At 44.1% G+C, this 13,879-nt stretch carries 12 protein-coding genes; 6 read left to right on the forward strand and 6 right to left on the reverse strand.

Annotated elements, in window-relative coordinates:
- Positions 1–363: 363 nt before the first annotated feature.
- Positions 364–1,122 carry an SDR family oxidoreductase gene (locus AC3ITG_RS17390; RefSeq protein WP_489250800.1) on the reverse strand — a complete coding sequence of 253 codons (759 nt, stop codon included), beginning with the start codon at positions 1,120–1,122 and terminating at the stop codon, positions 364–366.
- 181 nt (positions 1,123–1,303) lie between these two features.
- Between AC3ITG_RS17390 and AC3ITG_RS17395 the strand changes: the two genes are divergently transcribed.
- Positions 1,304–1,942 carry a TetR/AcrR family transcriptional regulator gene (locus AC3ITG_RS17395; protein WP_413379367.1) on the forward strand — a complete coding sequence of 213 codons (639 nt, stop codon included), beginning with the start codon at positions 1,304–1,306 and terminating at the stop codon, positions 1,940–1,942.
- A gap of 473 nt (positions 1,943–2,415) precedes the next feature.
- Here the strand turns inward: AC3ITG_RS17395 and AC3ITG_RS17400 are convergent, their stop codons facing one another.
- Positions 2,416–3,246 (reverse strand): SDR family oxidoreductase, encoded by an 831-nt coding sequence (locus tag AC3ITG_RS17400; RefSeq protein ID WP_413379369.1) that lies wholly within the window; start codon positions 3,244–3,246, stop codon positions 2,416–2,418.
- A gap of 97 nt (positions 3,247–3,343) precedes the next feature.
- Here AC3ITG_RS17400 and AC3ITG_RS17405 point away from each other — a divergent pair, with 97 nt between their 5' ends.
- The gene (locus AC3ITG_RS17405) at positions 3,344–3,757 is read left to right on the forward strand and encodes a MerR family transcriptional regulator (protein WP_489250801.1); all 414 of its coding nucleotides are present in this window, start codon (positions 3,344–3,346) and stop codon (positions 3,755–3,757) included.
- A gap of 89 nt (positions 3,758–3,846) precedes the next feature.
- Here the strand turns inward: AC3ITG_RS17405 and AC3ITG_RS17410 are convergent, their stop codons facing one another.
- The 4 genes from AC3ITG_RS17410 to AC3ITG_RS17425 form a co-directional block, all read right to left on the reverse strand.
- Positions 3,847–4,602: a class I SAM-dependent methyltransferase gene (locus tag AC3ITG_RS17410; RefSeq protein WP_489250802.1), complete on the reverse strand. Its 756-nt coding sequence runs from the start codon at positions 4,600–4,602 to the stop codon at positions 3,847–3,849.
- Between the two features lie 17 nt (positions 4,603–4,619).
- Positions 4,620–6,908, reverse strand: coding sequence for a preprotein translocase subunit SecA (locus AC3ITG_RS17415; protein ID WP_489250803.1), 2,289 nt, complete (start codon positions 6,906–6,908; stop codon positions 4,620–4,622).
- Between the two features lie 183 nt (positions 6,909–7,091).
- Complete coding sequence (locus AC3ITG_RS17420) at positions 7,092–9,395, reverse strand: copper amine oxidase N-terminal domain-containing protein (protein ID WP_489250804.1); 2,304 nt, start codon at positions 9,393–9,395, stop codon at positions 7,092–7,094.
- Positions 9,396–9,905: 510 nt separating this feature from the next.
- On the reverse strand, positions 9,906–10,451 hold the full coding sequence (locus tag AC3ITG_RS17425; protein ID WP_489250805.1) for an alpha/beta fold hydrolase: 546 nt from the start codon (positions 10,449–10,451) through the stop codon (positions 9,906–9,908).
- Between the two features lie 688 nt (positions 10,452–11,139).
- Between AC3ITG_RS17425 and AC3ITG_RS17430 the strand changes: the two genes are divergently transcribed.
- The 4 genes from AC3ITG_RS17430 to AC3ITG_RS17445 all read left to right on the forward strand — a co-directional run bounded on the left by AC3ITG_RS17430 (position 11,140) and on the right by AC3ITG_RS17445 (position 13,853).
- Complete coding sequence (locus AC3ITG_RS17430; protein WP_489250806.1) at positions 11,140–11,430, forward strand: hypothetical protein; 291 nt, start codon at positions 11,140–11,142, stop codon at positions 11,428–11,430.
- The gene (locus AC3ITG_RS17435) at positions 11,417–11,983 is read left to right on the forward strand and encodes a class I SAM-dependent methyltransferase (RefSeq protein WP_489250807.1); all 567 of its coding nucleotides are present in this window, start codon (positions 11,417–11,419) and stop codon (positions 11,981–11,983) included. The genes AC3ITG_RS17430 and AC3ITG_RS17435 overlap by 14 nt, the downstream gene beginning before the upstream one ends.
- A gap of 90 nt (positions 11,984–12,073) precedes the next feature.
- Entirely contained in the window at positions 12,074–12,757 is a 684-nt protein-coding gene (locus tag AC3ITG_RS17440; RefSeq protein ID WP_489250808.1) for a response regulator, read from the forward strand.
- A 52-nt stretch (positions 12,758–12,809) separates the two neighbouring features.
- Positions 12,810–13,853: a sensor histidine kinase gene (locus AC3ITG_RS17445; protein WP_489250809.1), complete on the forward strand. Its 1,044-nt coding sequence runs from the start codon at positions 12,810–12,812 to the stop codon at positions 13,851–13,853.
- Positions 13,854–13,879 lie beyond the last annotated feature (26 nt).

A 13,879-nucleotide genomic window follows, 5' to 3' on the forward strand; every position in this document is an offset into this window, starting at 1 on the left:
GAGAAAACTAGCCTTCTTGGATAGTTTAGATTAATGATGATAGAAATATAAAAACAAAAAAATCGTTGCCTAAGTACGAAGTAGGCAACGATTTTTTTGTTGAGTATAACATTGACAGCAAGGCGTTTGATTCATTCCAGTTAGGGAACGTAGTGAACATTGCATCAATCAGGGTAATTAAACAAACACTTTTCATTTTTAAAGATAACTCGGAACATTCCCACCAAGAAATTCATGGTTATATGTATCAGAGATTTTATCCAGCACACGCTGCGCATGTTCTGTAAATTTTAAGTCCGCAACCCGATCTTTCAACAAAAACACTTGAGAAGAAACCCTGTGCCAACTGCGAACGGAGAGTGCTCAGATCTGGGAGCCGCCTCCGTCAACAGGGAACTCAGCCCCGGTGGTAAAGGTGGCCTCAAATGCTAGGAATGATACGGCTTTGGCGACCTCGACCGGATCGCCGAAACGCAGCATTGGGATCTGCTGTTTTGTCTGCGCCCCGATCTGTTCTGCAGCTTCCTTCGGCATCGACCTTTCCAAGATACCGGTGTCGATGGGGCCGGGGCTTACCGCGTTAACGCGAATCTTTCGCGGTAACAGCTCGCGAGCCAGACTGCGAGTCATGGAGCGCAACGCTGCTTTACTGGCCGAGTACGCACTGATCATCGGGATACCCAATACGTTCGTGATAGAGGTAGTGAGCACCACGCCACTTCCTGCGTTTAGCAATGGGGCGAGTTTCTGTACGGTGAAGTACGGACCTTTAGCGTTAATTGTATGTAACTCGTCGTACACATCCTCGGACATGGATTCGAAGGGGACGTAGCGCGTGATGCCGGCGTTAACGAACAGGGCATCGATCGTGCCGAACTCGGCCTTTACCCGGTCGGCTAACTCGTCGATATCCGTCAACGACGCGGCGTCGCTCAGCACTGTGACCGCGTTGTTGCCGAGTTCTTCACGAGCCGAGTCGAGCTTAGCCTGAGTACGTCCGGTGATCAGAACGCGTGCTCCTTCATCCACTAATAACTTCGCCGTTGCGAGGCCAAGTCCGCTGCTTCCTCCCGTGATCACGACTTTCTTCCCGGAGAATTTGCCCTTACTGAATTGTTCCATTTGAATCGTCCTCCCTTTGAGTAATCCGCAAGCGGATGATTAGGTACAGGACCGATTATATAGTAATGATTTTATTAAGTAAACAATTTTAATACATTTAGTTCATTTAATAAATTATATACATAAATGGCGGCAAGTTTGTTATAATGATATTTATAGGCATAAAGGGAGGTACTTACCTTTGAGAAAAGCTGTGAGTGTTGATACATATGTGGAAAAAATAAAACCCATAATTAGAAGAACAAAATTCAGCCAACTGAAAGTCGACGATCTCGCAAAATATATGGATATTAGCAAAGTGACACTCTATAAGCATTTTTCCTCTAAAGACGACATCATCGAACAAGTTGTGGATTATTACATTGAATACGCAAAGAATGCTGACACCGTTGTCGAAGACGACTCCGTTTCTTATTTGGATCGTTTTCAAATCACATTTTTACAATCTTTTATGTGTGCCACGTATATCTCTGATTTATTCTTGCAAGATCTAAAGGAATTTTATCCGCACCATTTCGAGAATTTGTCAGTTGCCCTACAAAATCGGAATAAAAGCTTACAAACTTTTTTTGAATCAGGAATGGAGCAACAGATTTTCAACAGAATGAATGCCGTGTTATTTATGGTTCAAGATGACGCTGTGCTGCGGCGCTTTATCGAGCCATCATTTTCAATTCAGTATGACATCACCTTGAAGCAAGCGATTATGGATTTCTACCGCATGAAGCAGTATCAATTGCTAAAACCTGAATATCTGAAGATGATAGACGACTCCGCTGTTGAAAGGAAAATCGTTAATATATTGCAAACCATTTCATAAATGTCGTATTTTTACGCACCCGAAGAAAAGCAAAATGCCTTGGTCGCAGGACCAAGACTATCCAGTTTAACACGTCTCGGTGGTTAAAGCCGAGGCGCTTATTTGCAGTTGCGTCAAAATAAAAAGGCTCAAAAATACTTTGTGTAACCTCTCAAACCTACTAAAATGAATGCGACTTGTTCTTGTCCTTTTCTGCAATCGGTACAAGTTCTTGTGCAAATGAGAGAATAAATTTTGTTTTATAACCAGCATTAATTCCAGAAGAAACTAAACGACCCTTCCCCGGTAGAATACCAGGAAACGGTCGTAGCTTAAGTTGTCTTTTTTCGTGTTTACTTGACTGGGTTATGACTATTAATGCGACTTTCTTTATATATACGTTGTTGTCATTTCATTCTCATTCCTTCCTTCCAATTCCCTTGCGAAACGCCAAGATGCGATCGTTATTTTTTGTGAACTACATTTATCTAACGCTATTTTGTGAAATAATGTCCTTGCTCCAGATCTGCGAGAAGTCCATGCTGGACAGGCTTCCAGCCGAGAAGCTCCTTCGTCCCTTCACTTGATCTTGCTAAGTCAAGCGACGCGACCATGCCTAGAAAACCGAAGATTGCTTGCGCTTCTTCAGGCGGGATGCTAACTACTGGCACATCCACATGACGACCAATGGCTGCGGCAATGTCGCTGAACGCAATGCCTTCATCGTGCACGCCATCCAGTCGTGAGCCTGCAGGCGCAGATTCTACAGCGAGGCGGAACAAAACTGCCGCATCCAAGCGATGAATCGCTGGCCAACGGTTAGAGCCGTCTCCAATGTAAGCCGAAGAGCCTCTTTCCTGAGCGATCCGGATTAATTCCGGCACGAAGCCTTTATCTCCTTCTCCATGAACGGAAGGTGCAAGCGAGACGATCGATGCTCTCACGCCTTGTTCTATAAACGCAAGTGCCGCATCCTCCGATGTTTTGCCATTCGCATGTGCTGTAATAACAAGTGGTTTACCGGAGCTGGCAAGCGCCTCTCCCATTGCTTCGATGGCGCGTAGATCAGTTGCCAGTGATGCGTCGAAATTAGAGAAATCGTGGTTAAATGCCAGATGAATAACGCCGTCTGAAGTGGCTGCACAGCTGCGCAGTAAATCCAGATCCTCTAAAACACCGCGAGCCACCTCAGCTCCCAAGCTTTCTAATACGTGAGCACCACTCTCCGAACGGGTCAGACCAACTACCTGATGGCCCGCACCGATGAGTTCGCGGACAACGGCTGTACCAATATAACCTGCTGCACCAGTAACGAATATACGCATAAAATTTTAACGCCTCCTTAAGTATTTGACGAAGATATGACTTCAGTCTAAACTATGAAGTGAACTCTAAGGCAAGCGTTTGGAGGTATGATTTCATATGAAAATTCAAGAATTAGCAGATTTGATGGGTTTAACCCCCCATACCATTCGATTTTATGAGAAGGAAGGCTTGCTTGATAGCAGGCATATTCAGCGAGAGAAGAATAATTACCGCAACTACTCAGACGAAGCAATTGAGCGGTTAAGGCTGATTAAGAAATTTCAAGGCATCGGCTGCTCGTTAGCCGAGCTGAAGACGATTTTGCAGGATCACGATACGAACGCACGCACCAACCATGAAGTAATTGAATGGATTCTTCAGAAGATTAATGAGATCGAGCGCAAGAAGGAAGAATACGATCATATGCTTTTAACGCTGAATTGGATGCTGACATACAGGAAGCTGCTGAATGAAGATCCACAACAAGCTGAGGCTATGATGGCCGAATTACGTCTTAAAATCAACATCTAGGCGTACAATCGTGAAAAAGCTTTATGGACGTAAATTCCACAAACATACCCAGGTATAGCTTAAGGCTATACCTGGGTATCATTTTGGAACTATACTTCTCCCCAAAAAATCTCAGTTTCATAATCGAATTCAACAATACCATCTTGATTATTTCTATCAAATAGATTCCGCAGTTCTGTCATCATGGGATCATAATTTGCATGCCCGGGTACAGGGCTGTAGGAAGAGGATAGCAACCGGCCTTTCAAGCCCTCGAAATCGAACTCCTGACTCATTCTGAATCGCATTTTATGCATTGAACCTTCCTTGAAAAAAGAGAGCAGCATCGTCTGAGAAATATTTTTATGATTGACTTTTTCGTAGTCGGTTCCGTAAGTATGAAGCAGATGATTGTACTCTTCACGAAATGGAGTACCGTTTGTAAGACGTGAATTCCAGATGAGTATTACTCTCCCACCTGGCCGTAGAATTCTGCGAAACTCGATTTGTGCTGCGGAGCGATCGAACCAGTGAAATGCCTGAGCGCAGACAATAAACTCAACCGACTGATCAGGTAATCCAGTAGATTCTGCAGAACCTGATGTACTCTGAAATTTCGGATTACTTTCTAACATTTGCTCGGCGGCTTCCCGCATTGCCTGATTTGGCTCGACCGCGATCACATAGCTTCCGCGTTCCAGAAGTAGCTTTGAGATGATCCCAGTACCTGAACCGATGTCTGCTATGTTACTGTTCGCACGTAAACCGACGAAGTCGTACAAATAGTCGATAGCCTCTTTTGGATAGCTCGGGCGGTATTTTAAATACGAATCGACCCGGCTCGAAAACCGTTCTCTACTGTTCATCGATCGTCACGCTCCCATCAATATTTTGACAGCCTATGTACCGGCCACAGTACCAACCTCAAAATCTCGCGTCCCCAAAAAGCAAATACCGTCGTTCCGGTCCATGAGCTGCGCTTATCTTGGCTGTATTGATCGTTGATCATATAAGTCCGAGTCGAAATAGGACTCTTCAGACCGAACTGTTCCCATTTCGCCGGATCATTCGAACCTCCAAGTTTTCTAAGCATATTCGCCGACTCATGATCTATTTTAGCCGGAATTTGCTCGAATGCTTGGGTGATTTGCGTATGAAACTCGTCGATCGGGTTGCGACTGGTAATGCTCTCGAGATGGATGCTTTCGCGAATGTAAGAAACGTATGACAGATGGTCAGCCCAGAACTCGTCGATATAAAAAAGCCGTACCCGCTGCTCCGATGGGCTCATCGGTCTCTCGCCTTTCAATATTCCGAGCCGTTCTTCGTATAGGATTCGCCTCTGATCCTCCACCATATCCGAATAACAGTTCAATTCCCGCTGAATATCGAAATTTTGACCTATGATAACGCGCTGAATATGCTCGATTTTGCTGCGGAGCGCCGGATCATCAAGAACCTCGTCCTGCCTGGGAGCGCGAAACAGTCTATGAATGCCGAAGCGAAGCATCAACTCGTCTTCCAGGCTTATATAAAATACGGAAGCTCCCGGATCACCTTGGCGGCCGGAACGCCCGCGCAGCTGGTTATCAATCCGCATGCTTTCGTTCACATATGTACCTATCACGTATAATCCCCCCAGCTCGGCAACCACTTCTGCCTGCGCTGGGTTGCCGCCGCCGAGACGAATGTCGACGCCGCGTCCTGCCATATTCGTAGATACCGTTACGGCGCCGATTTCTCCCGCTTTGGCGATGATTTCGGCTTCTTTCGCATCGTTTTTCGCATTCAGAACCTGGCAAGGTACGCCGGCAACGGCAAGCGCCTCCGCCAGAATGTCAGACTCCTCGACGCTTGACGTACCAATAAGAATGGGGCGTCCCACCCTATAGACGGAAGAGATTTCTTGTACAAGCGCCTTATATTTGGCTTCTTTATGGGTGTAAATTCGGTGCTTGTGGTCGATCCGTATGTTTGGCTGGTTCGGCGGAATTTGCACGACCTGCAGCGCATAGATATCTTCGAATTCCATTGCTGAAGCGTGCGCCGTAGCCGTCATTCCGCAAATTCCTGAGTACAGGCTAATGAAGTGTTGAATGGTGATCGTACCGAGAATTCTACCACCGGCCTTCCACTGCAACCCTTCTTTCGCCACCAGTGCAGCTTGCAGCCCGTCCGGCAAATACCTGTTCTCAGCCACACGGCCGGTATGTTCTTCGATTAGCTCAATTTCACCGTCCCGGACGATGTAATCGACGTCTTTTTTTAATAACGATTCCACATGCAGCGCACAATTCAATGACGTTAACAAATGACTATTATGGCTATCGTACAAATTGCCGCATCCCAGCAGCAACTCCGCTTTCGCAGCACCCGCATCATTCAAGTAAACGTTCCGCTGGAACTCGTCAAAATCGTAATGCTCTGCTGGCTGCAGCTGCCGGGCCACTTCTGCGAAAAGAACGCCGTCACTCTTGGAAGCGCTCGAATCGCCACTAATGACTAACGGCACCCGTGCTTCGTCAAGAAGCAGTGAATCCGCTTCGTCGACGATGACGTAGTGGAAAGGACGGTGTACGGTATCAGCTACATTGAATGCTATTGTGTCACGCAAATAATCGAACCCCGCTTCTTTAGCCGTAACATAGGTTATATCCTTGGCGTAAGCTTCCCGTTTCTCCAACAGTCTCATGCCCGCTTGAACCGAACTTACCGTTAACCCGAGGTAGCGGTAGATTGGGCCCATCCACTCTGCATCTCGATTTGCCAAGTAGTCGTTAAATGTGAGCACATGAACGCCTTCGCCTGTCAACGCGTTTAGATAAGCAGGCATAACAGCAGAGAGGGTTTTTCCTTCACCGGTATGCTGCTCGATCAAAAATCTCTCGTGCAAAGCAATAGCAGCCATAACCTGGACATCGTAAGGCTGTAATCCGAGTGTCCTCTTCGCAGCCTCGCAGACTAACGCATAAGCATCAACAAGCAACTCATCCAAAGGCGTGCCTGATCTTGCTTCTTCTTGCAGCCGAAGGGATTCCGCTTGCAGCCGCTGATCGTCCCAAGCTTCCAAATTCCGTTTTCTGATAAGCTCCACTTTGTCTCGATAGTCTTTCAACAAACGTCGGGTATCGCGCTCTTTGAATTCACGTATCAACTTGACGACTACATTCATCGGAATTTGATTCCTCCTCAGTAGAAATAAGCAGTTTTAAATATGGCTTTTTAAGCGGCATCCATTCCTTATATCCTCATATTCCCAGTGAAAAGAAAAGACTCCTTAAGGAGTCCTTCTTTCAATAGTTAATACGCCAACCCAATCATTCATTCCCGCTCTAGCTTATGAGAGACAACTACATCATTTCTCCGATGGAAGCGGTGTAAATAGCAGATTGACCGGCAGGTTGCTTCCTGGCGCGGCAGAGAAAAGAATCGTTACGCTCTCTCCATATGCCCCTGTGCGGTAAAGAACGCTTTGTTCACTTGAATTGCTAACAGCAACGTTACCTTCGGCAATGGATACAACCTGATTGTTCACTAGAGCAACTCCTGAGTACTTCCCTCCACGAGGGTTAAATGAGATTAACGTACGTGGAGCCACATTGCTCAACGTGATTTTGTACAATACACCAAAATTACCCGCGTTGGATGCGTCTGTGTAAGCCATTGGATCTGTTCCAACCAGATTGGGATCGCTTGCGTTATCACCCAGTGGCAGACGAGCTGGTTTGGCTCCCACTTGCTGATCATACGTTATGATACGAGTCGCATTCGGGTACGTTCCACGGTTGTGCACACCGTCACGATCAAGCACAGGCAGCATTGGTAAAGCCTCGAACGGATCTTTATTTTCTTCGACCAGGATAACGTTATAGTCCAGGGAATAATCACTATAAGCATCCGAATAGAGTGAGATCACTTGTCCTTCTTTCATCGGAGTTTTATTTAGTTCGGTCAAAATCAGTTTGCTTTCTCCAGGTTGAATAACCTCTTTCTTCTGATCGGCTCCGGTCTGAATCGATTTGAACCATTTATCAATCGACAATTTCCCAGCTACGGTAGCATACGGTGTAGGCCCAGCAAAGCCCATATTTTGTTGTTCGAATACTACCGGATTTGGGTTGTTATTGGTTGCAATAACATACATTTTCACTCTTTTTCCTGTATTGTTCACGTGGTGAATCATGAACCGGGTCTGCCCCGAAGATGATTCTTTGTACACGATGCCTTCCGTATTAACCGTTTCAGGACTGTTACTGCGGATCAGCAGACTTGGTTCATCCGTGTAGGTATAAGGCAATTTTTCCATGGAAGTTACTTCGCCACCGTTAAAGGTAAATTTCTGTCCTACCGGCGTGAAGAGTAAATTGAAATCGGAAAATGAATATAATGTCTCATTGGTTATGGTTATAACTTTGGAGTACGTGTTCGTCGCGCCGTGATTGTCAGTAACGGTGAGTGTCACCGTTTTGGGACCGGGTTCAAAGAAGGCCAGCGAATTGTTTTCCCATACCGTTTTATCAATACTGTTTTCATCATCTGTACTTTGGTCGATGTATGTTATTTTTTCGCCCATTTTATATTGTTCCTTGTCTGTGGTGAACATGGCTACAGGAGGAAGATTAGGACTCAAAACTTGAATCGTCATCGAATAGGGATCGCTCCATTGACCGTTGGAATCCTGTACTTGATATGAAATCGTATATGTACCCGCTTGATCAAACGATTCCTGACGACCTGTCCAGCGTTCGTCTAGGATATCCAATCCATTTGGAGAACTGGAAGAAGTCACATAGTCCACCTTATCGCCCGCAAAAATTTCCTTTTGGGAAATCACAAAGCTTGCAACGGGTTTAGTATTGAGATTCAACACAACCGTTTTAGCAGACTGATTCACTTTATAGGTGATGTTCAGAGCTTGAGTAATGGAAGTTAAAGGCACCATGAACGTATTTTTTTGCTGATAAGCAGGGCCTTTCATCGTTCTGGACTCTCCATTTACGGTATAGACCGTGCTGTTGGTTTTGAATCGGAGCTCATTATCACCACTGATGATGATGGTTTCCTTGGTTTTGTTATCGTATTTGACCCCGTATCCCACACGGTCCACCAGTGCACGGATCGCAACATAGGATACGCCGTTCTTTACAGTCATTGGCTGACCAGCAAGATACGTTTTCCCATCCTGCTCCATTTTGTTGCTATTCATGTACAACGTCAGATTGCCGCCTGCTGCTACGGCAGAATTTCCATCAATGGATGGTTGCTCTATTTGAGCAGGCGTAGCTGGCGTTTCAACATCCTCAGTGGATCCTTCCTGAATCGTAGTAGACCCCGTACTCGTTTTGTTTGTAGTCGTCTCTCCCCCATCTATGGCGGGTTTCTCGATATCTGTTTTAGGTGTTGCCTCAGTGCCTGTCAAAGTTCCGCTTTCTTTTACTTTAGTGGACGGAGTACTGCTGGATGCGTTACTGCTACCCGTTTTCACTTCACTCTCTGCAATCGGCTGCTCTTTCTTCAGCACCTCAACCGATTCTACTTTTGCTGTATTTACTGACGCTGTGTCATCTTGCGGTGCTGATTGCGCATTCACAGAACCGACTGCAAATGCTTGAAAAACGGCTAAAGCGGTAAAAATGGACAATTTCTTCTTCATATTCATGCTTTGTCTTTGGCTCCTTCTGCTCCCAAGTAATTTGTTATCCTCTCAAAAAGTCATACTATTAGACGCTTGGTTTAGGAAAAAGTTTCTAGCAAACTTGTAAATTATGGATCAAGGGCAGCAATTTTCAATGGAAATACTATTCATTTAACAAGAATGATACGTATTTTTAATTTACAGCTTTTGTTCCTCCCTGCTAAACTCTTCACGTTCTCCGGTAATCGGGACAAGAACTTGTTCCGATAAAACAAAAAAGCCGCTTAAATAGCGACTTTCAAAGGTGTATTCTCGTACCGGTTCTCACCTGTGACAAAACTGTCGAATGTTATTTGCTAGTTTTTCCGCATGAGTAAGGACAAGCATATGATCGGCCCCTTTGATTTCGGCAAACCTAATCGCAGGTACACGCTTGAAGTGCTCGGCGATCTTATACATATCCGGCCATTCTATTGTTCCTTGTATAAATAACGTACTTGCTGCAATTTTCTCTAAACGTTCAATCGAAGGCGGCTATGGCCAAAGGACCTCAAAGCTTCTCCACTCGGTAAATACCCTTGCCATGTAGTGAGCATGCATTTCACTCAGAAAACTCCGATGGGGGCTAGCCATCGTAACCCGATAGATGGGTCCGGCTAAAGACAACTCCACAAGTTTTGAAATATCGGGAGCGGCCGCATTCACCGATGCAATATATTTGGTGAATTCTTGCGAATACGCAAATCCCGTTAATGAAGGGGCAATCACCACTAGCCGCTCAACCATGGAAGGATATGATAACGTAAAATCAGTCGCGACTTGCCCACCGATAGAATGGCCAACAAGTGTGACACGATCTAGTCCAAGATGTTCGAGAAGTTTGCGCAAATCCTCCACGAGTGAAGTCGGTTCTTGTATAGCAGGAGAGCGGCCGGTTCCTCGACCATCGAAGGTAATGATCTTGAATGATTTTGCCAGTTCAGGCACCATAAACCTCCACACCCTTGAGTCGACGCCTCCCGAGTGAATCATGACAATCGGGACTCCATTCCCTTCGATTTCGTAAAAAAGTTCCACCATGTTCCCCTCCTTTATTATGGAAATATTTTCATTATTATAATTTTAATGGTGATTGAGCGCGCTGTCTATATTAAAAAAGATATCTAGAAAATCCCTTTCAAGTTCTTCAGAGTTTATCACTAATATGGATACATTGATAAATCCGTTACCGCGAACATAGTATTCGTTTCCATATCCTTATCAGTTCTAGTTTCAGTTTTCTGATTGCCTTTCTCATGACCTTCATATTTACGCTTCCGCTCAGTCAGGCGTCATTCCCCTGATCTTCAAAGCAGATCACAGATAGCTCGTCATTGGGGTAGAAGGTGATCTCTCCTCCCATCCTGATGAAAACAGTAACTCTATGGATCGTTCGTAAACAGCAGCATAGATCATCCCGCCATGCATCAGAAATATACCAGAACTGCAATGGGCCTTCATATATCCAGAAATATGATTAAGCTGCAAGGTGGTACGTTAACATTAAATCACACGAACAACATTATTATTTTGACTGTGCCACTTGATCACCGCTCCAGAATATATCCACTTTATCAAGTCTTGCCAGTAAGTTGGTAAGGCTTTTTGTCTTGAACGTAGTTATTTGGCTTTGCTTATGTATTCTTTAGATTTTCTTCAGAAATATGCTCATTAATTCCTTAGTTTTTTTCATTATGATTTCTGTATCGACACGAGAGGAGGCAAAACAATGATCAGTAATACAATCTTAGAGTTACTTCATCAGTATGGAAATCTGATTTTTTATTTTGCCTTCTCGTTAGGGCCATTCGGAATTCCAATTCCGAATGAGATCACGATGATCAGCGGTGCCATTTTGAGCCACACGGGTGTTATCAATTCATGGATCACATACTTCTGTATTCTAGCGGTAACCTACTTCGGCGGTCCATTCTATCTACGCTTCATTTATTACATTTCTACTGGTTTTGATAACATACCATCACATATATGGAGGAACCACAAAAATGAATTCCAATGAACCTATTTTATTTCTGAAAAGCTTTCTTCAAAGCCCTAAACATGTTGGCAGCATCATACCCAGTTCCCGGTTTCTCGCTAACAAAATGGTGAACCAAGCTCCTTGGCTAGAAGTAAAAGCAGTCGCCGAACTCGGTTCGGGTACAGGTGCCATCACTCGTTATATTCATCAACAGGCAAAAGATTGGACCAAAGTGTTATTGTTTGAGATGAACGAGACGATGAGGGATAATCTGCAGACCACATACCCGGAATTCTCCTGTTATCCAGATGCCGCTCGATTAGTAGAATCCATGAATCAAGAGGGCATTCAGCAACTGGATTATATTTTTAGCGGGTTGCCTTTCTTCAACTTCGAGGCTGAATTGAGAAATACTTTGGTAGACCAGATCCATAAGGCACTCAAACCTGGGGGGTTATTCATCGCCTTTCAATACTCACTTCAAATGAAAAAAACATTATCCGAGCACTTTATCATCGAAAAAGTTGAACTAGTGCCTTTGAATATCCCTCCTGCGTTCGTTTATGTCTGTCGCAAAAAGGAAACAATTTAAACATTCTGGGCTATCGTTTACACTGATGTTATCCTCTTTATAAGGATTAGTAATTTATTTATATATAACAGGTCATAAAAGGAGTGTTGAATGATGAATACCATTCTCGTTGTTGATGATGAACCCGATATCCGTGATGTCATTCATGTCTATTTACGTAACGAAGGATATCACGTCATTGAAGCAGCCAATGGTGAAGAAGCACTAAATATTATCAAAACAACATCAGTCCAGCTCGTTATTCTGGATGTTATGATGCCCATTATGGACGGGATCAAAGCCTGCTTCAAAATAAGAGAAGTATCAACCACTCCCATTATTATGTTATCCGCTAAGGAGGAGGACATAGATAAAATCACAGGCCTGACTACCGGGGCTGACGATTATATGGTCAAACCGTTTAATCCGTTAGAGTTACTAGCCCGCGTTAAGGCTCAGCTACGACGTCAAACATTGATTGGAAAAGCAGAATTCAATTCACTTATCCTGATCAAGGACCTTGTCATTGATACAAGTAAACATTCCGTGAAGCTAAAAGAGAATGACATTTCGCTTACACCACTGGAGTTTTCTATTCTGGTGTTGCTTGCCAGCCATCCTGGACAAGTATTTAGCTCCGAGAAGATTTACGAAACCGTATGGAAAGAGCCTTATGGATATTCGGATAACACGGTGATGGTCCATATTCGTAATCTACGAGAGAAACTGGAAGTGAATCCACGAGAACCTCAGTATATTAAAACGGTATGGGGAGTGGGCTATAAAATTGACTGATTTATCTAACCCATCACATCGAAATCGAAAGAAAAAAATTCAGGTTAACATTTTGATCCGAATTATTTTGAGTACCATTGTTGCAGCTGGCTTTAATAATATGCTCATTTTCCTTTCTATAGATGTTTTTAAAGCTTGGGAGCAGGCCTGGTTCCGCAACTCGCTTCCGTATGTTATTACTCCAATTTTCATATTAACTTTTATCTTAACCTTTCTATTTTTAACTCGGCGAATGGTTAAAGATATCATTCACTTGGAGCAAGGACTTCAACTCATATCTGAGGGCAACCTGGACTACCGTGTACCCGTCAATCGACAAGATGAACTTGGACGAGTCGCTTCCAACATCAATCACATGACTGAACAGTTGCAGATGCAGATCATCAAGGAGCGCGAGTTGGAGAAATCCAAGATGGATATGATTACGGGCATCTCACATGACCTGCGCACACCGCTTACCAGCATAATTGGGTATATTGAGCTTCTTAGAACAGAATCCTTTCAAGACAAAGCAGAGTATGACCGGTTTATTCAGAATACCTATAACAAAGCAACGCATTTGAAGAAGTTGCTCGATGATTTATTTGAATACACGCGTTTAACCTCAGTAGATACCCAATTGGATATGAAAAAGGTTGACCTATATCAACTCTTGAATCAGTTACTGTTTGAATTTGAACCTTTAGCTCAGGAGAATGGTATTCACATTGAAAAAGAGATCGGCGATGCCCCAATCATAGCCTGCGTGGATAGTGATAAGATTGCTCGGGCCATCGATAATCTTCTCATGAATGCCCTAAAGTATTCCTTCAAACCTGGTATAATCCACATTCGAATGAGTATGCGTCAAGAACACATTACCATTGAAGTCGAAAATAAAGGTATGCCGCTCACAATAGAGCAAAAGGATAAACTGTTTGATCGTTTTTACAAGGTGGATTATTCAAGAAGCAGCGAAGGCATTCAAACGGGGTCTGGTCTGGGTCTTTCGATTGCAAGAAATATTGCGGAGTTACATCGGGGTGCCTTGATACTACAACATACGCATAACGTATTTACGTTCCAGTTAAGCCTGCCTTCCAACAACATCCAGTAAAACATCAGTGAATTCAACAATGGAGG

It is taken from the genome of Paenibacillus sp. GL_099_B, from assembly GCF_057835695.1.

Bases quoted from the DNA above. Each gene is read 5' to 3' on its own strand.
- AC3ITG_RS17390 (WP_489250800.1), bottom strand. From the start codon at position 1,122: ATGGAACAATTCAGTAAGGGCAAATTCTCCGGGAAGAAAGTCGTGATC.
- AC3ITG_RS17400 (WP_413379369.1), bottom strand. From the start codon at position 3,246: ATGCGTATATTCGTTACTGGTGCAGCAGGTTATATTGGTACAGCCGTT.
- AC3ITG_RS17405 (WP_489250801.1), top strand. From the start codon at position 3,344: ATGAAAATTCAAGAATTAGCAGATTTGATGGGTTTAACCCCCCATACC.
- AC3ITG_RS17410 (WP_489250802.1), bottom strand. From the start codon at position 4,602: ATGAACAGTAGAGAACGGTTTTCGAGCCGGGTCGATTCGTATTTAAAA.
- AC3ITG_RS17415 (WP_489250803.1), bottom strand. From the start codon at position 6,908: ATGAATGTAGTCGTCAAGTTGATACGTGAATTCAAAGAGCGCGATACC.
- AC3ITG_RS17420 (WP_489250804.1), bottom strand. From the start codon at position 9,395: ATGAATATGAAGAAGAAATTGTCCATTTTTACCGCTTTAGCCGTTTTT.
- AC3ITG_RS17425 (WP_489250805.1), bottom strand. From the start codon at position 10,451: ATGGTGGAACTTTTTTACGAAATCGAAGGGAATGGAGTCCCGATTGTC.
- AC3ITG_RS17430 (WP_489250806.1), top strand. From the start codon at position 11,140: ATGATCAGTAATACAATCTTAGAGTTACTTCATCAGTATGGAAATCTG.
- AC3ITG_RS17435 (WP_489250807.1), top strand. From the start codon at position 11,417: ATGAATTCCAATGAACCTATTTTATTTCTGAAAAGCTTTCTTCAAAGC.
- AC3ITG_RS17440 (WP_489250808.1), top strand. From the start codon at position 12,074: ATGATGAATACCATTCTCGTTGTTGATGATGAACCCGATATCCGTGAT.